Here is a 21,751-nt window from a genome sequence, read left to right on the forward strand (position 1 = left end):
CGATCTGGGGATAGGCGATTCTGCGCTTGGCGAAGTAATCAAGGCTGAAGGTCTGGGTAGAGAAGTACTTGCCGCAGGCTTGGCAGCGAAAGCGCTGGACCTTGCCGAAGGTTTTGGTCACATAGAAGCCAGCGGCGACGAACCAGCGTTCTTTCGGTGCGTGCTGGTGATACGCACAGGCCGGGTTTGGGCAGAAATGAAAGTGATGCATGAAGACCTCCTCTCTTTGTAGACGCAAGGAAAGAGGCCTTCACTTCAAATTCATATGCAGGGTTCGTGACACTATAGAAAGACTGGGGAATGTCGGGCTATTCCCAATACTCAATGTTGAATATCAACTCATGATCCGATGCTTCTTTGTGCAGATAATCCGATAAAAGAAGCATGTCAGCTCTTTTCCCTATGCGCATTGTAACAAAACTTCCACTCGAAGATGTATGATATTCTGCATTAAGTAGGATTCTTTTATTCAGAGAACTGTGCGCAACAAGATATTCATATCCATTTTCAATCTTTTTGCCGGTAAAATGTATGTCCTGTTTTTCGAGCCATATTTCGATGATACGACCAACGAAGGAATTATATTCTTGCGGCAAGCTGAACGAAAGCACGCATTCTTCAGGAGTGATTTCTGGGTCTTGCGGTTCGATGTCGAGAAGATAGGCCGATGGAAGAGCTGCTGTGCTTTGCCCTGATTGCAAAGAAGCTTTGATTTTTCGCGACGCCGCATCGACTATTTTTTGAAGGGTGCGGATATCGGGGCCATACAAGGCAAACCATTTCTCACCGCTCAGGCCATACTCAATTCCAGCGCGGGAAAATACTTTGTCCCATGCGTTGCCGGGCACGATCTGTCGGCATTCGAAGAGGGCGCGCTCGGCATTTGGCACAAGTGTGGATATTGCCCTGATGAGCCATGAGCTTTCGTATGCGAGCGTTGCAAAAGCCAAAGCAGGATCTTCGCGAATGCGCACAACAAGAGGCTGGAAATGCGATTTTGCTTCCATTAAAGCCGCGATTGTCGATACGGCTTGAGTTTTTTCAGCTGCAATAGATAGTGCGGAATGGGTGGATGTAGATTGAAGAGCGCTTTGCGTACGGCGTTTTCCGAGTTTAGGCTGGTTTTTCGGAGCATGAGAAAATTCGAGATATGAGGCTGCACGTTCATAATGAGCGCGGAGCAGATTCCAATGTGCATCGCTCTCAAGGAATGAAAAACAGGGGCGATAATCGCTTGTCTTTTCGTCAAGAAGCGCGGAAAACTCCTTTTTTCTTCTCAAGAAGGCATCGAGTGATGCAGCCGCCTGGCGAGAGATATGCGTGTCGTATACAAACCCTGATTCCGCGCATGCGCAAAGCCAGTCATGTGCCTGGGGCCCCGCAATCGAGAGCAATTGATCGGTCCAATAGTCTTCGAAAGACGCTGCCAGTCTGAACTCCAGTTTGCGTTCATTGCAGAGGCTTTCGATTGTCGCACTGATGCGTTCGAGATCAGTTCTATCGCACGCGAGCGGCGCAAATTGAAGGGGCGTAAAGGGTAAGCGGACCAGATATCCAGCGGAAATAATGATTCTTGTAGAAGCGCGCGTTTGTTCCTTGAATCTTCCGATTGCATCGAAAAGGGTGTGCAATTCATCGAAGTCTGAGGGCTTTTCATATCCGGAAAGGATAAAGAACAGCTTGAGTTCCCTGGCATTGCCTTCCAGAATTGCGGAAATTGCGTCTGCAATCTGCTCATCGGAAATACCTTTGTGATAATATTGACGCATTCTCGCGGAAATTCCCTCTATACCAAGGGTAAAGGAGCGCTTCCCTGCGGCGAACTCCGCTGCTAGCAAGTGAGGAATTCTCGCAAGCAGATCGATGCGCTGGCTCATGAGCGAGACATGCATGAAATATCGGCCCATAACTGGCACGATATTCAATATTTCGTGATGCATATTGAAATTGTAGCTGAATAGCTCGACATCCGATGCGCCAGTCGTTTTTTTGAGTGCTGAAGCTGCATTGCTCAGTTCCAAAAAAGGCTTTTCTCTGAAGGGCCGTCTGTCCCAGCCTTCCAGGCAGAACGAACAATGCCCGGTGCAGCCCGCGGTAATAGCTAGCTTTGCATGGCCAGCATATTCGCCATTCAGCACAAGCGGGCTAGTGAGCACAGCGGGCCGATCTTCACAGATCGATCGTTCAGTCTTCCATTCCGGCGAACATGGCCAGAACCCTTTTACCTGCGCGGCTATTTCGGAAAGAATGACTTGTTTGGCAGCGTTCTGCTTCTGCCCTTCAGAAGCGGTGCGGACTATTTCAGCGATCCGCCCTTCGCCTTCCCCAAAAAAAATCGCATCGACAAGGCTGTCGACGGGCAACCCTTCGCGGATTTGCAGTAGTGCTCCTGAGGTAACGGCGCTCGAGCCGCCCAAAAAGACAAACGGAATTGTATTGTTACGAAGCCTTTCCGCGCGCGATGTCGGAATTCCGGATTGGGCGAAAAGCCAGGGTAGATTGACGAGTTCCAGCGTAAAGGAACACGAAACAAGGATAATATCGAATTCAGAAGGGGACCTGCCGGAAGCTCTGCCAAAAAACCACGCGCCGCACTTCGCATTCAAAAGTCTTCTGTCGGGCGCAGTAGGCAAAAATGCAAAATCGATGAATGCATCAGGGAGCGCTCGCCTTGCTTCGTCGAACAGAACCAGATGCGAGTACGAAACCTCAATATCTCGAAAGGGAGACAGCCGAACAATGAGAATTTTGGCTGAAGCTAGCTCAAAAATTGGGTTTGCCATATCAGCGGCAACCGCCGCAGTGACAATTTTTCCTTCATGCATCATGACTTCAACCGGCGACTCCGCTCATCTTCCATGGTTTGCACGCGTTCAAAGAATTCTTCGACCTCGGGTTCGATTACTTGCCCGCTCTCGAGCCATTTTGTACGGAAAACAAAGCCGTACTTTACGGCTGCTCTTGAGGCTCGTTCAAGTTCAAGCCCGTCAGCTACAAGAATGCTTATGCCTTTTTTCCCTGCTCGGCCCGTTCTGCCTGCCCGATGGACATACGCATTGGAATCCTCCGGAAGGTCGAGACTGATCACGTGGGAAATATCCGAAATATCAAGGCCGCGCGCCCCAAGGTCTGTCGTGACCAGAAAGGGGATAATGCCTTGCCGAAATTGGTCAATTGCGGAATGGCGGGACTGCTTTTCCATTCTCGAGAGAATGCTGTGGCATTTCAGCCCTGATGCTTGCAGCCGTTCAGTAGCGCGTTGTACCCGATAGGTGTCGGAAGCGAAGATGAGACAGCGCTGCGGCCGCACCGCGGCGATAATTCTCTTGAGAAGATCAATTTTTTTCCGGTGCTCCGCATAAAATACCCAATGCTCGATAGCATCAGTGAGAATTCCTTCGCCCGAAAGATCGACAACTACTGGATTGTGCATCCATGGATATGCTTTTTTGCGGGTTTTTTCGGGGATTGTCGCCGAAGCGAGAGCGCGAACACATGATGCAGGTGTTTTCGAAAGCAAATATTCGACAGGCTCGATATATTCTTTGGAGAACAAACGGTCGGCCTCGTCTAGCACCAGAAATTCTATACAGGATATATCGAAGAATCGCATACGAACGAGATCCGCAAGGCGGCCTGGCGTGCCGGTGATAATGTGCGGGTGCGCTTTCAGATCTTCTTTCTGGTGCGAGAAGTGGGTTCCTCCAAGAAGCGCAAGGCTCTTTATCGGCACTGATGCTGATTGCGCCAGAAGCGCCGCTTGTCGTGCGACTTGAACCGCAAGTTCCTGTGTCGGGCATATTATGAGCGCTGAAGGCCAATCGAGGCCTGATAATCGAGCTGCGGAGCCAAGTATTCTGGAAAAGATTGGCAAGAGATATGCAAATGTTTTTCCAGTGCCTGTTTCCGATTGCATGATCAGGTCCTGGCCTTTTGCAAGAACAGGGATTGCGCGTTTTTGTACTTCGGAAGGAGCTACAAAACCAAATGCGTCGAGCGCCTTCGTTAGCCGAATATCGACGCCCAGCGATATAAATGCTTCCATAATGTTTCACGCTATACGAAAGGCCCGGCTTATGCAATAAGAGCAATACGTGATGACATTGCCACTTCTTTTCGATATATTGTGTGCTCAATGAATCTGGAAGCATTTGTACTCGGCTCGGGCGGCATGATGCCCTTGCCATACCGACAGCTCACAAGCATGCTCGTTCGCCGCGAAGGCGAGCTCTTTCTTTTTGACGCAGGCGAGGGAACGCAGGTGTCGATTCGCCGGCTCAACCTCAGATGGAAAAAAATAACCGCTATTTTCATTTCCCATATGCATGCAGACCATGTGACCGGGCTTCCTGGAATCCTCATGCTCTCGAGCCAGGTTGACAGGGAAGAGCCCCTCTATATTTTCGGGCCTCCCAGGCTTGCTGAATATATCGAGCAGAACCGTCGCCTTCTCGATATGTATATCAATTATGACATTGTTGTGCGCGAGATATCAGACCGTGAAGTCGTGTGGCAAGGGGAAGATTACTCGATTCGCGCGTTCCCCCTTAAGCACACAAAAATGTGTTTTGGATATGCGCTGGAAGAATCGCCGCGACCTGGTATTTTTTATCCTGATAAAGCTATGTCGCAGGGTGTGCCGCGCGGGCCGCTCTGGTCAGAATTGCAATCCGGAAAGACTGTCACGCTTTCGGACGGCAGAGAAGTGCGCCCTTCTGAAGTCATGGGCGAGCCCCGCAGTGGCAGGAAATTCAGCTATGTTACAGACAGCTTGTATTTCCCGGAAATCGCAAAGGAAGTATCGAACTCTGATCTCTTTATCTGCGAAGGAATGTTTGAACATGGGCTTGTTGACAGCGCAATCGAAAAGCGGCACATGACCGCGCGCCAGGCAGCGCAGATCGCTCAGGATGCAGGAAATGTCAAGCAGCTCGGGCTTATCCACTATAGTCCGCGCTACGCAGATCGAGAGCTCAAGGTACTGCTCGAAGAGGCGAGGGAAGTCTTTCCAAATACGGTTCTGACAAAAGACCGCATGCGTTTTCCCATCGAATTCATAGATTAAGCCAGGCTCTTTTTATTCCTGATTCACCGGTTTGAATGCAAGAATTCTCGATTCGCTTTCGCGTGCCTTCTGGAGCGCTGCATACGCTTCTTTGTATAGCCGGGCAGGCGACACAGTCCGTCCATATCGCGCACTTATCCCGAAGTAGAAAGGCGGCTCTGCGGAGAGGTCTTTGTAGAGGCTTGCGGTCGTTGTGAGCACATCATCCAGGTCTACTGCGAGCTTGAGGCATGAACCTGTATCGACACCTGGCAAAATTGCGGCATGGCATCCTTTCGCAAGTTCGAATACAAGTGTGTCCGAAGCAAAATATTCCCGTATTGTGACCCCCAAGGCAAGAGCGCTCGGGTCACCTTCGCCTGCAAGAACGCAATGGATGAGCATCAAGCTGATCTCTTCGTCCTGTCTCGTCTGGAGTTGCGATTCGAGAGCACGTTCAAGAGCGCCAGATGCGATGGAAGGCGGAAAATCATGTAAAATCTTTTCCTCTTCCTGCTGAGAAGGTGGCGGAGAAACAAATTCCGCATGTTCAAGGTCGTATTCGGGCTCTTGCACTGCGATGCGCGGACGGATCGGCTCTTCTTCGGGCTCGGGCTGGAGTTCGGGCTCGGGCATCATCTCAGGGACTTCTGCTTCTTCAGAAACTTGCCCTTGTTCTTCAGGTTCGGGGTAATGGGGGGCTTCTTCTTGGGATGGTTTTTCTTTGGTGGCAGGGATTTCCTCGTTTTCGGCAATTATCTCTTCATCAGGCTGGGCTATTTCGCTAGGTGGTGCGGGCATTTCAGCTTGCGAAGCGGATTCTGTTTCTCCCTCTGGTGGTGCTTCTGACTGAGCTTGCGGCTCTGCAACAGGAGGGGCAGCCGCGAGGGCAGCGTAAGCAGCGGGTTTTTCCTTTAGCACAAATTGAAGAATGACAAGCAGCACAATCCATACGGCAAGAGCAATAATAGGAAGTAAAAGCGTGTTTGCAATATCTCTCTGTGACAGTATCGAATAGAGAGCCATCATTTTCATACCATCGGGCAATGGCGTCATGTAGATTACGGTGGAAAGGCCAGGCGCACGGAACACGCTTCCCGGAGTCGTCGCTGGAGATCCGAAATAGGCTGATTCGTCGGGCATTTTCCAGAGCACAAGCCCATTTCGATCCAGCACCTGAACAGCAAGCAGATGAGCGCTTGCATTGTAGAGCGATTTCAGCCTGTCTCTGATGAATTGATCGCCGAGTTCCTGCTCGCTGGTGATGGGAGCGACTGCGTTGCGCAGGATCGTATATTCAGCGGATGCGCTTTGTTCGCCATTGAGGCGGATTTCTCCAATTTTCATTGCGACATACATAACTGATGCTGCAATGAGAACGAGGGTCGCGACAAACAATATTATACGAAATATTTGTTTCATTTTTCATCCCCGCGGTTTATACTATGATTATCGGCAGAAACCCGCTGAATCCGAATGTTTTCTTCTTTGAAGATATCAGCTTATGCGGGCAAACCGGCAGGAGGATACGAAGCATGTCCGTGGGTATGAAGATCAGAAAGCGGCTTTTGCCCGCTGGGTGGTATCCGGAGAATGCAGACGAAATCCGATCTCTGGTTGCTGAATGGACAAAGCTGCAAAAAAGCCTGTCCGCATATGCGGCCGTTGCGCCTCACGCTGGCTGGTATTTTTCTGGAGATCTGGCTGCGCGCGCTGTCTGGTCGCTTCGGGAATGTGATACCGTGGTCGTTCTCGGCGGTCATTTGGGGTATGGGGATCCTGTTCTCTATGCGTCTGAAGACAGTTTCGATTGCACGGTGAGAATTGCTCGAAATGACACAGTATTGTTGGATGCGGTAAAAAAAGAACTCATCGATGTGGGCATCAATGAATTTGCACTAGATGCCGGCATGGACAATTCCGTGGAAATTATACTTCCTCTGGCTTCACTGCGCTTTCCGGAAGCAAAAATAGTCTGGCTGCGGGTGCCGCCAGATTTCAAGGCGAGAGAACTTGGCTCAGCACTTGCAAGAGCAGCTTCATCTTGCGGAAGATCGCTTTCGGTGATCGCTTCTACCGATCTGACTCATTATGGCCCGAATTATGGTTTTATGCCGCATGGGGTGGGGGAAAGCGCATGCGATTGGGTACGGAATGAAAACGACAGAGGTTTGATCAATGCTGCACTCAGCATGGATGCCGAGCGCGTTCTTTCGCATGCACGGGAGCGCTTTTCTGCCTGTTCAGCGGGAGCGGTTGCTGCAGCAATTTCATATTCGCTGGACTCGGGGGCGAAACGGGGCATTTTGATAGGCCATAAATTGAGTTACGATGTCCATCCCGACCGGTCTTTTGTCGGTTATGCTGGGATTGCCTATGTCAAGTAAATGTAAAGAGATAAGGAAAGCGCTTTCTGCTATTTCGATTGCTCTGATTGCTCAGCTGGAGAAAGACGCGCAGAGTGGGCGCGCGCGGAAATCTCAAACACTTCTTTTTTAAACAGATCCCCCCGCTCGAATTCGTGCAGGAAGAGGCCAAAACTCGCGCAGCCAGGAGACAGTAGCACAACATCGCTACGCGCCGCTGATTGTGCGGCAGAATCAACTGCATCTCGCATCGAGTTATAAGGCCCCTTGTATGATATTTTTTCTTTTTCGAGCAGGGCAATGATTCTATCGGTGCCGCTCCCAGCAAGAAGGATAATATCTTTCAGGCTTCTTGCCTTTTCCGCAAATGCGGAAAAATCGCTCGATTTGTCGCTGCCGCCTGCAATGAGCACTACAGGACAGGAAAAGCTGTTGATTGCGGCAATCGCTGCGTCAGGAATTGTCGCCGTGCTATCGTTGTACCAGCGAACTCCGTCGATCTCAGCAACATATTCAAGCCGGTGCGGTACCCCGGGGAAAGAACCCAGCGCAGGCGCAATTTCTTTTGCAGAAAGGCCGAAGGCGCACAGCGCAACTGCTGCAGCGAGCAGGTTCTTTTTCTGATGCAGCCCGGGCACGACTATATGCTGAGGAACCAGAAGCTCATGTGAATAATCCGTACCGAATGTTCCATAGCCTGCATATAGTTCAGGATGCTCTTTCGGATCGAGAACATGTCCGGAATGGGGCGCGCCGGCTTCGGCATTTTTTTCTTTTGTCTGTGATAGTATGTCGAGGGCGAGCCATCCGCCCCGTGCCCCTGCGCCAATTGCCTCTTCAAGCGGTTTTTCGCTGTACCAAAGCACAGTCGCGCGTGTCTCTTGTGCGAACGATCGCCCCCAGTTCTGATCGGCATTGCAGATTGTATAGCATGTTTCATCCTGCGCTTGGTATATGACACGCTTGTCGGCGACATATGCGTCCATAGAGCCATAATAGTTGAGGTGGTCGGGAAGGATTGTCGTCAGCACGGCGATCTGCGGCTTAAGAAGGCCCATACCGCGCAAATCTCCAAGCTGCCAGCTGGAAAGCTCAAGTACAACCGGAACATCCGGCGCGGTCTTGTCGAGAAAATCGAGGGGCGAGACAGTAATATTGCCCCCCAGCAGTGCTGTTTTGCCTGCTTGCGACAGAACATGCCATATTGCGGAAGCGACAGTCGATTTGCCCTTAGAACCCGTCACCGCGATGAGAGGGGATTGCGAATACCGCAGAAATATTGAAATATCGGTTTCAATTCTCTTTGCAACCTTGAGGTATGGCGAATCGCGACGCACGGCCGGATTCTTGATGACAATATCAGCATCGCTGAAATCCTGTTCGCGATGAGCGCCCAGGACAAAACGAATATCGAGGCCCTGAAGCTGCTCGATCGCTGGCGCAAGCGTGTTTTGGTCCCTGAGATCTGTAACCGTCACATGCGCGCCCGCACGCGCAAAGAATCGCGCGCTTGAAATGCCGCCGCCATGGAGCCCCAGCCCCATGATGGTCACTTTTTTGCTGCGGAATTCAGTTATGTCTTCAGTAATGCTCATATCTTTGTCCGCTTTTATAGTTCACAAGAAGGGTATGTCTGTCCAGTGGGCGATGCGGGGCAGCATTTGGCAGCTTTTCGGCTCGGGCAAAGAACGAAGAATGTATATGCATTGCTCTCGAATAATTTTGCATATCATAGCAGATTGTGCTAAACAATGATTTTTCTTGACAGATTTCAGATTCGCGCATAGGCTTGAATCGATTATGAATCGCATCGAAAATCATCCAATTCTTCAGTCCAGGAAAGATCGCCGCCAGATCCGCTTTTATTTCGACGGGGACGAGATTGCAGGGTTCGAAGGGGAACCTGTTGCATCGGCGCTCATCGCATCGGGGCATCATGTATTTTCCCATCATCATAAAGATGGCGCGCCGCAGGGGCTTTTTTGTGCAAATGGCCAGTGCTCGCAATGCACCATGCTGATTGATGGCATTCCGAAAAAATCCTGCATGACGCCTTTGTCTGAAGGTATGGATGTGCGGACTCTGTACGGACTCCCGCATCTCCCTGCGGAAGATGAGCCGCTTGTGCAGGCTGAGCGCCGATCGGTGCGAACGGATATTTTTATTATCGGCGCAGGACCGGCGGGTTTGGCTGCGGCTACGGAACTTGGGCGGATGGGGTATCAGGTTCTTGTTGCGGACGACAAGGCACAGGCCGGCGGCAAACTCGTGCTGCAGACCCACAAGTTTTTTGGTTCAGAGGCTGATTGTTACGCAGGCACCCGCGGCATCGACATTGCCCATATTCTCGAAGATGAAGCGAAGCGCCATCCTTCAGTGACGATTCTGACAAATGCCCCTGTGGTCGGTATCTACAAGGATCGCAAAGCGGGCATCTATCTCAATTACGAATCGTATCTGCTCGTGGAGTTTACAGCCTTGGTCGTCGCTGCGGGAGCTCGCGAAAAAGCGCTGCATTTTCCCGGCTGGGATTTGCCCGGCGTCATTGGCGCAGGAGCCTTCCAGACGCTTGTCAACAGGGATCTTGTCAAGGCTTATAGAAAAATTCTCATTATTGGATCAGGAAATGTGGGGCTTATTGCTGCCTATCATGCTCTCCAGGCAGGAATTACTGTCGCAGGCATTATCGAAGTTGCCGGCAGGGTGAATGGCTATCAGGTGCATGCAGACAAAATTCGCCGCATGGGCGTGCCTATTTCATTGAACTCAACAATTCTCAAGGCAGAAGGCCGCGATAAAGTCGAGCGAGCAATTGTCGCGGCTGTCGATGAAAAAGGTCAGCCTGTCGCGGGCACTGCTAGAGCATATGAGGTGGACGCAGTACTCATAGCAGCCGGTCTCTCGCCGTGCAATGAATTTCTCGAGCAGGCACGGCGCTATGGCATTATGGCAGTGGCTGCAGGCGACGCTGCGGAAATTGCAGAGGCATCGAGTGCGATGTATGGAGGCAAGACAGCGGCCATGGATCTTGCTTCCATGCTCGGAAAGAAAATCATAGTCAATCCCGAATGGGAGACGACGCGCAAAGTCCTTGCTTCGCGCCCCGGCGACAGTTATGAACGATCTCCTGTCGTTCCAGGCAGCGAATGGAGGCCTGTATTTTTCTGTTCGGAAGAGATTCCCTGCAACCCCTGCGCAACAGTATGCCCTGTAGGAGCGATTCAGCTTCGCCCTATGCACGGCAATATCATGGATCTGCCATATTTCGAAGGGAATCGATGCACTGGCTGCGGTTCCTGTGTTGCAGTCTGCCCCGGTCTTGCCATCACATTAGTGCGCCGCATCCCCGGCGAAAAAGCGTTGGCTGACAAAGCATCGGGTGATAAAGCATCGGGCGACAGAGCGCAAGTTGTTCTGCCTTGGGAATTCAACGCTGATTTTGATATCGGCACAGAACTGGATCTCGTCGATCAGAAGGGCGATTTTGTCGAAAGAGCCCCAGTCGTCTCGAAACGCAGAGTTTCTTCGAGAAATACATGGCTTTTGACATTCCATGTCGATATTGCTCATGCTTCGAAAATTGCGGGGATTCGGGTTCAGCCGCAAGAAGCGAGTGCTTTTCAATCTGCTGAGATTCCGGCCGACGGAGCGGCGGATACTGTCCTGTGCCGCTGTGAGCGTGTCACTCTAGGAGAAATAGTAGAATTTATCAGGAATAACAAGGTGCGCGACATCAATCAGCTGAAATCGCTCAGAGTTGGCATGGGGGCATGCGGAGGGAAAACGTGTTCCCAGCTTGTCGGCAAAGCATTCAGACTTGCCGGAACAGATCCTGCGGAAGTCGAGCCAGCAACCCAGCGGCCTTTGTTCATGGAAATGCCTATGGGAGCCGCTGTGAATGAAGGCCTGCACAAGCTGGGCGGCAAGGAAGCTGGCGCGCGGGGGGCACCATGAAGCACTTCGATGTTGTCATCGTCGGGGCCGGTTCTGTCGGCGTGCCGCTTGCATGGCAGCTTGCAGCGCGTGGATTGAAGGTCGCAGTCATCGACCAGGAAGCCTCCTGGGGAAGGGGCCAGAACAGAGCTGCGATCGGAGGTGTGCGCGCCACCCATTCAGATCCGGCAAAGATTCGCATCTGCCTCGAATCGATCGAGATATTTTCTTCTTTGAAATCGAAATATGGCCTCGATGTGGAGTGGCAGCCCGGTGGCTATCTCTATGTCGCATATGATGAAGCCACAGAAATGCAATTTCGCTCCCTTCTGAAAAAACAGAAAACCGCAGGGCTTGAAATCGATTGGATAAGCCCCGAGAAAATAGCTCGTTTGGCGCCAGGCATCCGTACCGAAGGGCTTCTGGGCGGTACATTCAGCCCCTACGATGGCTATGCTTCACCCTTGATGGCTGCGACTGCTTTTCATAAGCTCGCGCTCGATGCTGGTGTTTTATTTTTCTTCAACAGGCGTGTCGAAAGCATTCGCAAGGCTGACAATACCATCATCTCGCTCACTGCCGGACAAGAAGAATTTTCAGCTGAGTTTTTTGTGAATGCGGCAGGCGCTGAAGCTGCGGATATTGCCAAGATAGCCGGTTTTGATATTCCTGTATTCCCCGACTGCCATGAAGCAGGAGTGACTGAGCCTGTCGAACGATTTATGCAGCCGATGATCGTCGATATCCGTTCTGATGCCGAATCAGGCAACTACTATTTTTATCAAGCAAGAACGGGACAAGTGGTGTTCTGCATAACGCCGAGGCCGCAGATATGGGGCCGCGACAAGGATTCTACTTCGACCTTTCTCCCGATCTGCGTGCGTCGAATGATTGAGCTCTATCCCAGGCTCCGCAATCTGCGGGTGCGCCGGACATGGCGTGGTATGTATCCGATGACACCTGATGGCCTGCCGATCATCGGATACCCTGACATGGCGATCAATTTTCTTCAGGCTGTAGGCATGTGCGGTCAGGGTTTCATGATGGGACCGGGCCTCGGGCACATTTTGGCCCAAACCATCATGGCGGGCGGCTCCCATGCGAATCCAGCAGGCGCAACCGAATACAATTTCATTTTTGATGAGTTTTCGATCAACAGAAGTTTCGATCATGCTGAATTGCTGAAGTGATTGACAAAATTCGCGCTTTGGGCGATATTCACAGCAATTTAGTAGGAATTTACCATGTTTCAAGTGCCGACAAAGACTCAATATGCAATCCGCGCCCTTGTACACCTTGTACATGCAGGCTCAGCCAGTGTGGCGACTATCGCTGAAGCAGAACATATTCCAGCCAAGTACCTCGAAGCAATACTGAGTCAGCTCAAAAGTGCTGGGCTCGTTATATCTGACAGAGGGCGCAGCGGCGGTTACAGGCTTGCAAGAGCAGCCAGCATCATCCAGATGAGCGAAGTCGTGCAAGCGACAGAAGGGGAAATTCGACCCGTGGAATGTGTTGATAATGCAACGATTTGCGTTGTATCTGAAGGGTGTCTTCCACGGCGTTTCTGGCTTGGGCTTAAAAAGACTGTCGATGAGTATCTTGCGTCAGTCACTCTTGCTGAAATAGCTGAACCGGGGCTTTCGGATTCTTTATCGGCATTCCGGAAGCGTCCAGCTCCAGCGAGAATGAACAACAGGAGCAACTAAAATGAACGCGCGCTATGTGTATATGGATTACAATGCGACGACCCCATTGAGGCCGGAAGTGCGAGACCTCATGGTCAGAACGCTCGATGTATATGGCAATGCTTCGAGCATGCATGAACTGGGTCGAGTTGCCCGCGCCGAAATCGAGGAAGCAAGGGCACATGTAGCTGCGCTCATCGGTGCACAGAATCCTTCGAGAGTCTATTTCACCTCCGGCGGATCGGAATCGAACAATACGGTTTTTAATACCATGTTTCTGATCGGGCGAAACCAAAAGCGCCGGAAAATCATCACGACGTCCATTGAGCATCCATGTGTGCTCAATTCGGCGGCTCACCTTCGCGATGAAGGGTTCCCTGTAGTGTTTCTCCCTGTCGATAGGGATGGACGCGTCGATATGGATGCATATTGCGCGGAATTGAGCCCTGATGTGCTTCTGGTTTCCGTCATGGCAGCCAATAACGAAATCGGAACAATCGAAGATATCAAGACGATCGCAAAGCTTGCAAAAGAGCAGGGTGCCCTGGTTCACACTGATGCAACGCAGGCAGCAGGCAAGATTCCGGTCTCGGTCGAAGATTGGGGAGTGGATTACCTCACGCTTTCCTGCCATAAAATCTATGGTCCGAAAGGGATTGGTGCGCTCTATGTGCGCGAGCGGGCACCGATCGAGCCACTCATCCGCGGAGGACATCAGGAAGATGGTGTGCGAGCCGGCACCTATAACAACTTGGGAATAATGGGCTTTGGAGAGGCTGCGCGGCTGGCACGTGCAGAGCTTGCAGAATATGGGCAGAATGTCAGCAGATTGAGAGCTATGCTCCGTGGCTTGATTCTTGAGCGCGTGCCCAATGTGCGCATAAACGGCCACCCAACAGAAGTGCTGCCAAACACGCTCAATGTTTCTTTCCCGGGAGCTGAGGGCGAGTCGATTCTGCTTTCGCTAGATCTCGAGGGCATCGAAGTGAGTACAGGAAGCGCATGCGCTTCGGGAAGTCTTGACCCATCGCATGTGCTCATGGCAATCGGGCTCGGCCCGGAATTGGCGCATGGCTCAATTCGCTTTTCGCTTGGAAAGTACACGACTGAAGATGATGTACGATATGTGGCAGATAAATTGCCGCCGATCATCGCTCGCCTGCGGCGCATGTCTACAGTGCCGGCTGAGGAAATCATAGGAGAGATACGCACAGAAGGAGCGCATCCGGAGGGAGCAAAATAATGGACGCATTCCAATGGTTGTATTCCGACATTGTAAAGGATCATTTCACCAATCCGCGCAATGTCTTCGATCCCGATAAAGATAAAGATTTCAAACCGGACGCTGAAGGCATGGTCGGCAATATAAAATGCGGCGATCAGATGATGTTCATGCTCAAAATCCAAAACGATATCATTGCTGATGTTCGATGGAAAACATATGGATGCGCTTCCGCCATTGCAAGCACATCTATGCTCTCGGAAACCATAAGAGGCATGAATATTCGAGATGCATATCACATAAAGCCCGCAGACATAGCAAGTCGCCTCGGCGGTTTGCCTGAAAACAAGATCCACTGTTCAGTGCTCGGCGACAAGGCACTCAGGGCGGCAATCGATGTATACCTCGAGCAGCATGGCAGAGCTGGCGAATTCAAAGGCGAAGATGCGCAGATCATCTGCAAATGCCTCAATATCACGGACAAGGACATAGAAGAAGCGGTCAGGCAGGGCGCCCACGACTGGCATAGCCTTCAGGAAGCCACGAAGATTGGTACAGTCTGCGGCTCATGCAAAACAAAGGCAGAAGAACTCCTGCATGAATTTGTCCATATCTACAGCTGAGGATATTGCTGGTGCGCGGACGTTCATCCTCGAAAAGGGGAGGGAGCACTATCGCGATCTGCCATGGCGCAAAACGAGTAGCCCATGGGCGATTCTCGTTTCGGAAGTGATGCTGCAGCAGACACAGGTGCCGCGTGTTTCAAAGATTTTTCCTCTTTGGATGGAGCGCTTTCCAGTCCCTTCTGCACTCGCCGCTGTTCCTTTGAGCGAAGTACTGAGGGCATGGAGCGGACTTGGGTACAACAGAAGGGCACTGAATCTTCAAAAAGCCGCCCGGATTCTGGCCCTCGAGTACAAAGACGCCGTCCCGCCCTCAGAAGAAGCCTTGCGAAGCCTGCCGGGCGTGGGCGTCTACACAGCCCGAGCGGTGCTTGCATTCGCGTTCAACATTGCTTCGGTGTTTCTCGAGACGAACATTCGCACGGTTTTTATACGGCATTTCTCTGCTGGCTTGAGCAGAGAGACCGACGGCACAGTGTCCGACAGAGATCTCGAGAAAATCGGCCAGCGTTTGCTCGACCGGCAAAACCCGCGCGCATGGTATTCAGCTCTCATGGATTATGGTGCATGGCTCAAACAAAACGAAGGAAATTTCGGAAAGCAGGCAAAAAAGTACCGACCGCAACCTCCCTTCAATGGCTCGATGCGGCAGATCAGAGGTGCGATTCTTAAAAGTTTGCTGGAAACATCTCCTCTTCCAGTTGATATCGTCGCGGAACGCCTTTTGACAGATCCTGAAAGGATATATTCCTGTGCACTGCAGCTTGCCCAGGAAGGGTTTTTGGAGATACAGACTACGGAGAGCGCGGAGGGGCCAGAGAGTGCACGATGGCCAGAGAGCGCGGCAGCTGATTCAATTTTGCTCAATTTACCGTGACGCTAGCACAATGCGAACGCAATAATGCAACATTATTCATAAACAGAGAATAAATATTTACTACTTGACGAATCTTTATTTGCAAGCATATTCTATGCTAATTTAATACACTTTTTGGAGGCTTTCATGAAAAGAACAGTCTACACGGTACTCGCCCTGATGCTGCTCTTGGTGCCTAGTGCGGTTTTCGGCCAGATCACCCTCAAGCTTGCGCACCTCAATCCCCAGCAGCCATACGATGTCGCCTCTGCAGCAATGGCTGCAGTATTCAAAAGCGAAGTCGAAAGCAAATCGAACGGCCAGATCAAGGTAGAGCTCTACCCGAACGGCGTCCTTGGAAAGGAAGCTGAAACGCTCGTGCAGGTAAAGTCCGGTGTCGTGCAGTCATTCATTTCCTCTTCTGGCGGCATGGCTCAGTTCTATCCTTTGATCGATGTCACCAATATGCCCTTCGCGTTCTCGAGCTACAATGTCGGCTATAAAGTCTACGATGGCGATTTCGGCAAGGAGCTTGCTGCTGATATCGAGAAAAAGGCAGGATTCCATGTGCTTGGTTTCGGCGAATCGGGTGGATTTTTCGCGATCACAAACTCGAAAAAGCCAATCAAGTCGCCAGCGGACATGAAGGGCATCAAGCTGCGGACGATGGCGCTTCCTCTTCACCAGGCGATTGTAAAGGCGCTCGGTGCTTCTCCGACCACCATCGCATGGGCTGAAGTCTACACCAGCCTTCAGACGGGCGTCGTCGATGGCCAGATGAACCCGATTTCCATTATCGCTATGGCAAAACTGCAGGAAGTGCAGAAATACATTACGCTCACCAATCATTTGTATGCGCCCTATGTCTGGGTCATCAATCCGAAGTTCTACAACAGCCTTTCGGATGAGCTCAAGAATGTCGTCGATGATGCAGCTCGCACTGCAATTGTGGCAGGGCGCGGCCTTTCCAGAATCATCGATTCGACCGAAAAAGGTCTTCCGACACTGGCTGAAAAGTTGCAAGTATATGTGCCTACCAAGGCAGAGATGAAGCTTTTCCGCGATGCCACAGTTCCGGCTGCCAGAGAATTTATGCTCTCCCAGTACAAGGATGAGGGCAAGATATGGGTGGACAAATTCTTCGACGCCATCGACAAGGCAGAAAAAGAGCTCGGCTATTGAGTGATTCGGGCGAAAATTCTCGCGGGCTCGCAATTATTTGATTGATTGGCAATTATAGCGCCACCTGGCCAGGTCGGGTGGCGCCCTTCTATTCCATATTGAATCAGGCATCTTTCATGCTGAGGTATGTTCATGGAAAACGAAAAACCGGTTTCCCGATCGGTAAGGCGCATTTCTGCGCTCATTGACAAGATTGTCAGTTTTTTATGTGCGATTGTTTTTGGCGCTATGACCATCGATGTGCTCCTTGGAGTGTTTTTTCGCTATGTGCTGAATTCGCCTCTGAATTTTACCGAAGAGCTGGCGCGCTATCTGATGATTTGGGGTGCAAGCTTGGCCATAAGCCTCGGGGTGAGCGCCGGTGAACATGTAGGACTTACAGTTATTCTGGATTCGATGAAAAAGCCGAATGCAAGAAAAGCGCTTGCTATGCTCGTTAATTTCTTCGTTTTTGCCTTTCTGGTTTTTATGTCGGTCTATTCAGCTGGAGCTACCATCGAGGCCAAATCGCAGATGACCCAGGCTTTGGGCATTTCTATGGTCTTGCCGAAACTTGCGGTTCCGCTTGCCATGATCCTGGCTACAATTCAGATAATTCTTGTCAGCATAATGATTCTTGCTGATCCGAATGGCCGGCTGACTACATCGACGACGGGTTACATCGACATCTAAGGGGCTCTATATGATTGTTTCCGTTCTGATTGTGTTCTTTGCAATGTTGGTGATCGGTGTGCCGATCGGATTTACGTTGGGGATTGCCGGGGTTGTGGGGCTCCTCCTTATGGGAAGCGGGGTAGGCCTCCTTTCAATGGCGCCTTTGCAATTCTTTACCGGGCTCGACATGTTCACGCTCATGGCAATGCCATTTTTTATTCTCGCTGGCGAGCTCATGAATAAAGCTGGCATTACGAGGCGGCTTGTACATTTTGCGAATGTGCTCGTCGGGCACTGGCGAGGCGGCCTTGCTCACGCGAACATACTAGCATCGGTGTTCTTTGCGGGAATGACGGGAGCTGCGGTTTCGGATACTGCCGCGATTGGTACTATGCTCATCCCGGCAATGGTCGAAGATGGCTATGATGTCGATTTTTCTGCAGCGGTGACCGCTGCTTCTTCAATAATTGGCCCAACTATTCCCCCTTCGAATATGATGGTCATTTATGGCTCGCTCATGAATGTCTCGATTGCGGGCTTATTTGCTGCCGGATTCATGCCGGGGTTTTTGCTGGCAGCGCTCCTCATGGTCATGTCTGCGTATCTCTCATTCAAGCGCGGCTATCCAAAAGGGCCGAAGACCACGTTCAAAGAAAAGCTCATCGCGACGAAAGATGCGATTATTCCTCTGCTCATGCCAATTATTATACTGGGTGGGATACTTTCGGGATTGTTTACGCCGACTGAAGCAGCATCGGTGGCGGTGTTCTATGCGCTGATTATCGGATTCTTCGTGCTCAAATCGATAAAATTGCGAGATATTGCGCCCATGCTTGTAAAAACAGCGCGCGTAACCGGTACTGTATTTCTGATTATTGGAACCGCGAGTATTTTGAGCTGGGTTTTGGCGATCAATCAGGTGCCGCAGGCGATTGCTGCCTTTCTTATTTCGACGACGCGCGATCCGAAGCTTGTTATGCTGCTGATTCTTCTTCTCATGCTGGTTGTCGGCATGTTCATGGATATTGCCGCAGCGCTTATCATCCTGGGGCCAATCCTCCATCCGATTGCGGTGAGCCTGGGATATCAGCCCATCCATTTCGGCATCATCATGGTGCTGTCGCTCAATATTGCACTTATGACGCCGCCGGTAGGAGCGTGTCTATTCGTCGCGTGTTCGATTTCTAAAATCAGCCTTGCAAAATTGTCGAAAGCCATTTTCCCTTTTATAATTATGGAAGTAATTGCGCTTTTCATTGTTGCATATATTCCTGAGATTTCGCTTTTCTTGCCGAGGCTGCTGGGGTTTGTAAAATAGGGCCAACGCCTTGCTGATAGCAGGCTTGAAAAAAGGCTGCCACGCACTGAAGCGAGGCAGCCTTCGCATGCGTCAGACCTTCCCCAAAATAAAAGCGAAGAATCGTAGCACTGTATCGATCAATATTCTGAAAAAGCCGCCGCGTTGAATCTCTGTGGGAGCGACAAGGTCTACGGAGCCAATTTCTTTCTTGTCAATTTCATAGACAATACGTCCAATTTTCTGGCCTTTCTGGATAGGCGCCCTGACGGTTTTAGGCAATTCGATTCTAGCCCAGACGCGATCTTTGAGCGATGAAGGCACGGTGATAGCAGCTTCTCCATTGGGCTCAGGCAAAAGCTGAATGGTCTTTCCGAACCATACACGCAAGGGTTTTGGCGCAATATAGCCGGGCCTTGCTGTGCTGAAATTCGAAAATGCCCAGTCCAGGAGAGCCTTTGTGTCTTTTGTGCGCACTGCGGTGCCATTTGCGTACGGGGTCGAAGAACCGCCAAGCAATACGGCTATAAATCGTGTCCCGTTCCGCTGGGCAGTTGCGGCCATATTGTATCCGACTTCTATAATATAGCCTGTCTTTAGGCCATCAGCGCCATCGTAGCTGAAAATGAGAGGATTGCGGTTATATTGGATAATGATGCCATCGGGATGGTATTCCGTGGTTGCGTGCTCCGGCCTCGGGAATTTTATGGATTTGACAGAGTGCAGCTCTTTCAGCGCCTCAGGATGCAGCTCGATATATCGTTTGCTGAAAAGCGCAAACTGGCGAGCGGTTACGAGGTTTTTTTCAGACAAGCCGCTGGGTTCCACAAATGTCATGCGATCGAATCCCATTTCGGCCACAGCTTTATTCATCATCTCGGCGAAACGCTCGTTCGAGCCCGCAATTCGCCTTGCAAGCGCATATGCCGCATCATTTCCGGAGACAACAGCTGCACCCAGCATAAGATCCCGAATGCTTACCTTCATCCCTGGGCGCAGATACATGAGCGATGAACCATAGGGGATGTATGGCGAGCAGTCCCGGGCGTCGATTTCGACCATCTCGTCAGGAGAAAGCCTGCCCGCTTTGATCTCTTCCATCGCCAGATGAAGGGTGACCAGCTTCGTCAGGCTTGCGGGCGGCAGAGCGATGTCAGCATTCTTTTCATAGAGAACAGTTCCTGTCGCTGCGTCTATGAGAATCGCTGACCGTGCATTCAGCGATGGAGGCCGAGCTATTTCGACACCAAACTGACTGTACTCATCGAGAGAAAGCGCTGATGCGTTCGCTATCGCAAAAAGCTCAAAAAAGAATAAAAATGCAATAAATTGGCGAAATTTGCGCACGCCATCTAGCCTTTTTGATCTAAAATATTTCATTCTTGCATCCCGGATCAGAACTCGGCCTGGCGCGGAGCTCTCGGGAATGGGATGACATCACGAATATTCGTCATGCCGGTCACATAGAGAAGCAGGCGTTCAAACCCCAAGCCAAACCCGCTATGAGGCGTCGATCCGAAACGGCGCAGATCCAGATACCAGCTATAGACTTCCTTCGACAATCCCAGCTCTTCAATGCGCTTTTCCAGCACGTCAAGCCGCCATTCGCGCTCGGATCCGCCGATTATTTCGCCGAATCGAGGAACAAGCACATCCATTGCAGCGACCGTTTTGCCGTCTTCATTCTGCTTCATGTAAAAGGCTTTTATTTCTTTCGGGTAATCGGTGACAACGACAGGCCCGCCGACGACTTTTTCGGTAAGGTATTTTTCATGTTCGCTCTGAAGGTCACAACCCCAATACGGTTTGAATTCAAATTGTGTGTTTGCCGATTCGAGTTCGCGGACCGCATCGGTATAGGTCATATGCGCAAAGGGCGTCTGCGCTACTTTTTCGAGCGATTCGCGCAGCCCGGGCTGGATGCGCTCGTCGAAAAATGCAATGTCTTCAGCGCAGTCCTTGAGCGCGACTGCGACGAGGTACTGGATGAATTCGGTCGCGAGCGCAATGTTATCGGATAGCTCGGCGAATGCCATTTCCGGTTCGATCATCCAGAATTCGGCCAGATGCCGGGTCGTGTTCGAGTTCTCCGCGCGGAAGGTCGGGCCGAAGGTATAGACGCGAGAGAGCGCCTGGCAATATGTTTCGACATTGAGCTGGCCGGAAACTGTGAGATACGCTCTTTTGCCGAAGAAATCCTTGTCATAGTCCACAGGGCCGCCCGATTTTGCGAGCGCATCGAGGTCGAGCGTCGTGACCTGGAACATTGCACCTGCGCCTTCCGCGTCGCTTGCGGTGATGATAGGGGTGTGCACATAGTAAAAGCCGTGTTCCTGGAAAAACTGGTGAATTGCAAAGGCCATGCGATTGCGTACCCGCGCGACCGCTCCGAAGGTATTCGTCCGCACTCTCAGGTGGGCGAGTTCGCGCAAAAATTCAAGGCTGTGCGCCTTTTTTTGTAAGGGGTAGCGGTCTGCAGGCGCTTCACCGATAAGCTTCACGCGAATGACGGAGACCTCGGCTTTTTGGCCTTTTGCGGGGGAAGGAACAAGTTTTCCTGCAATTTCAACGCTCGCGCCTGTAGCTATCCGCGCAAGCATGGACTTCAGGGCTTCATTTTCAAGGAGAGCACTCTCCACCACACATTGAATATTCGACAAGCAGGAGCCATCGTTCACTTCGATAAAAGTGGATTGCTTCGTTTCGCGCTTTGTGCGCACCCATCCGCGGATGGTCACTTCCTGTCCGATAGGCTCCATCGCGAGCAATTGCTTGATAGTTGGAAGAAGCGTCATGTGAATCTCCCGAAAAAAAGCGTCAGACATGACTTTTCGTCATGCTGCAAAAAGCATATACTTCTTTGTAGCATGACAGGCGCATCGTGGT

Annotated in this window: 18 protein-coding genes; 11 read left to right on the forward strand and 7 right to left on the reverse strand. The window is 51.2% G+C overall.

Annotated elements, in window-relative coordinates; genetic code table 11:
- From GAP13_RS01575 to GAP13_RS01585, 3 genes are all read right to left on the reverse strand, one after another.
- On the reverse strand, positions 1-211 hold a 211-nt coding region (locus GAP13_RS01575; RefSeq protein WP_503473364.1), incomplete at its 3' end, for a hypothetical protein.
- A 97-nt stretch (positions 212-308) separates the two neighbouring features.
- Positions 309-2,828 (reverse strand): B12-binding domain-containing radical SAM protein, encoded by a 2,520-nt coding sequence (locus GAP13_RS01580; protein WP_158905503.1) that lies wholly within the window; start codon positions 2,826-2,828, stop codon positions 309-311.
- Entirely contained in the window at positions 2,825-4,045 is a 1,221-nt protein-coding gene (locus GAP13_RS01585; RefSeq protein ID WP_158905505.1) for a DEAD/DEAH box helicase, read from the reverse strand. Before GAP13_RS01585 ends, GAP13_RS01580 begins: the two co-directional genes overlap by 4 nt.
- A 90-nt stretch (positions 4,046-4,135) precedes the next feature.
- On the opposite strand from GAP13_RS01585, the gene GAP13_RS01590 reads away from it, so the two are divergent.
- A complete protein-coding gene (locus GAP13_RS01590; protein WP_158905507.1) occupies positions 4,136-5,065 on the forward strand; it encodes a ribonuclease Z in 930 nt (309 codons plus the stop codon).
- A 12-nt stretch (positions 5,066-5,077) separates the two neighbouring features.
- Here the strand turns inward: GAP13_RS01590 and GAP13_RS01595 are convergent, their stop codons facing one another.
- A complete protein-coding gene (locus tag GAP13_RS01595) occupies positions 5,078-6,466 on the reverse strand; it encodes a hypothetical protein (RefSeq protein WP_158905509.1) in 1,389 nt (462 codons plus the stop codon).
- A gap of 113 nt (positions 6,467-6,579) precedes the next feature.
- On the opposite strand from GAP13_RS01595, the gene amrB reads away from it, so the two are divergent.
- Positions 6,580-7,431: an AmmeMemoRadiSam system protein B gene (gene amrB, locus GAP13_RS01600; protein WP_158905511.1), complete on the forward strand. Its 852-nt coding sequence runs from the start codon at positions 6,580-6,582 to the stop codon at positions 7,429-7,431.
- Positions 7,432-7,460: 29 nt separating this feature from the next.
- Here the strand turns inward: amrB and murD are convergent, their stop codons facing one another.
- Positions 7,461-9,005 carry a UDP-N-acetylmuramoyl-L-alanine--D-glutamate ligase gene (gene murD, locus GAP13_RS01605; RefSeq protein WP_158905513.1) on the reverse strand — a complete coding sequence of 515 codons (1,545 nt, stop codon included), beginning with the start codon at positions 9,003-9,005 and terminating at the stop codon, positions 7,461-7,463.
- 205 nt (positions 9,006-9,210) lie between these two features.
- Here murD and GAP13_RS01610 point away from each other — a divergent pair, with 205 nt between their 5' ends.
- The 9 genes from GAP13_RS01610 (at position 9,211) to GAP13_RS01650 (ending at position 18,886) form a co-directional block, all read left to right on the forward strand.
- A complete protein-coding gene (locus GAP13_RS01610; protein WP_158905515.1) occupies positions 9,211-11,364 on the forward strand; it encodes an FAD-dependent oxidoreductase in 2,154 nt (717 codons plus the stop codon).
- Positions 11,361-12,533 (forward strand): NAD(P)/FAD-dependent oxidoreductase, encoded by a 1,173-nt coding sequence (locus GAP13_RS01615; protein ID WP_158905517.1) that lies wholly within the window; start codon positions 11,361-11,363, stop codon positions 12,531-12,533. The genes GAP13_RS01610 and GAP13_RS01615 overlap by 4 nt, the downstream gene beginning before the upstream one ends.
- A gap of 54 nt (positions 12,534-12,587) precedes the next feature.
- A complete protein-coding gene (locus GAP13_RS01620) occupies positions 12,588-13,052 on the forward strand; it encodes an RrF2 family transcriptional regulator (protein WP_158905519.1) in 465 nt (154 codons plus the stop codon).
- Position 13,053: 1 nt separating this feature from the next.
- A complete protein-coding gene (locus GAP13_RS01625) occupies positions 13,054-14,274 on the forward strand; it encodes a cysteine desulfurase family protein (protein WP_158905521.1) in 1,221 nt (406 codons plus the stop codon).
- Entirely contained in the window at positions 14,274-14,876 is a 603-nt protein-coding gene (locus GAP13_RS01630) for an iron-sulfur cluster assembly scaffold protein (RefSeq protein WP_186338806.1), read from the forward strand. The genes GAP13_RS01625 and GAP13_RS01630 overlap by 1 nt, the downstream gene beginning before the upstream one ends.
- Positions 14,851-15,753, forward strand: coding sequence for an HhH-GPD family protein (locus GAP13_RS01635; protein ID WP_158905523.1), 903 nt, complete (start codon positions 14,851-14,853; stop codon positions 15,751-15,753). Before GAP13_RS01630 ends, GAP13_RS01635 begins: the two co-directional genes overlap by 26 nt.
- A gap of 126 nt (positions 15,754-15,879) precedes the next feature.
- Positions 15,880-16,914 (forward strand): TRAP transporter substrate-binding protein, encoded by a 1,035-nt coding sequence (locus GAP13_RS01640; protein ID WP_158905525.1) that lies wholly within the window; start codon positions 15,880-15,882, stop codon positions 16,912-16,914.
- A gap of 132 nt (positions 16,915-17,046) precedes the next feature.
- Entirely contained in the window at positions 17,047-17,586 is a 540-nt protein-coding gene (locus GAP13_RS01645) for a TRAP transporter small permease (protein ID WP_158905527.1), read from the forward strand.
- 10 nt (positions 17,587-17,596) lie between these two features.
- A complete protein-coding gene (locus tag GAP13_RS01650) occupies positions 17,597-18,886 on the forward strand; it encodes a TRAP transporter large permease (protein WP_158905529.1) in 1,290 nt (429 codons plus the stop codon).
- 72 nt (positions 18,887-18,958) lie between these two features.
- On the opposite strand, the gene GAP13_RS01655 is transcribed toward GAP13_RS01650, so the two are convergent.
- Both GAP13_RS01655 and asnS read right to left on the reverse strand, forming a co-directional pair.
- A complete protein-coding gene (locus tag GAP13_RS01655; RefSeq protein WP_158905531.1) occupies positions 18,959-20,245 on the reverse strand; it encodes a D-alanyl-D-alanine carboxypeptidase family protein in 1,287 nt (428 codons plus the stop codon).
- A gap of 14 nt (positions 20,246-20,259) precedes the next feature.
- Entirely contained in the window at positions 20,260-21,660 is a 1,401-nt protein-coding gene (gene asnS, locus GAP13_RS01660) for an asparagine--tRNA ligase (RefSeq protein WP_158905533.1), read from the reverse strand.
- Positions 21,661-21,751 lie beyond the last annotated feature (91 nt).

Source organism: Rectinema subterraneum, assembly GCA_009768935.1.
In the GTDB taxonomy this organism is placed as follows: Bacteria; Spirochaetota; Spirochaetia; order Treponematales; family Rectinemataceae; genus Rectinema; species Rectinema subterraneum.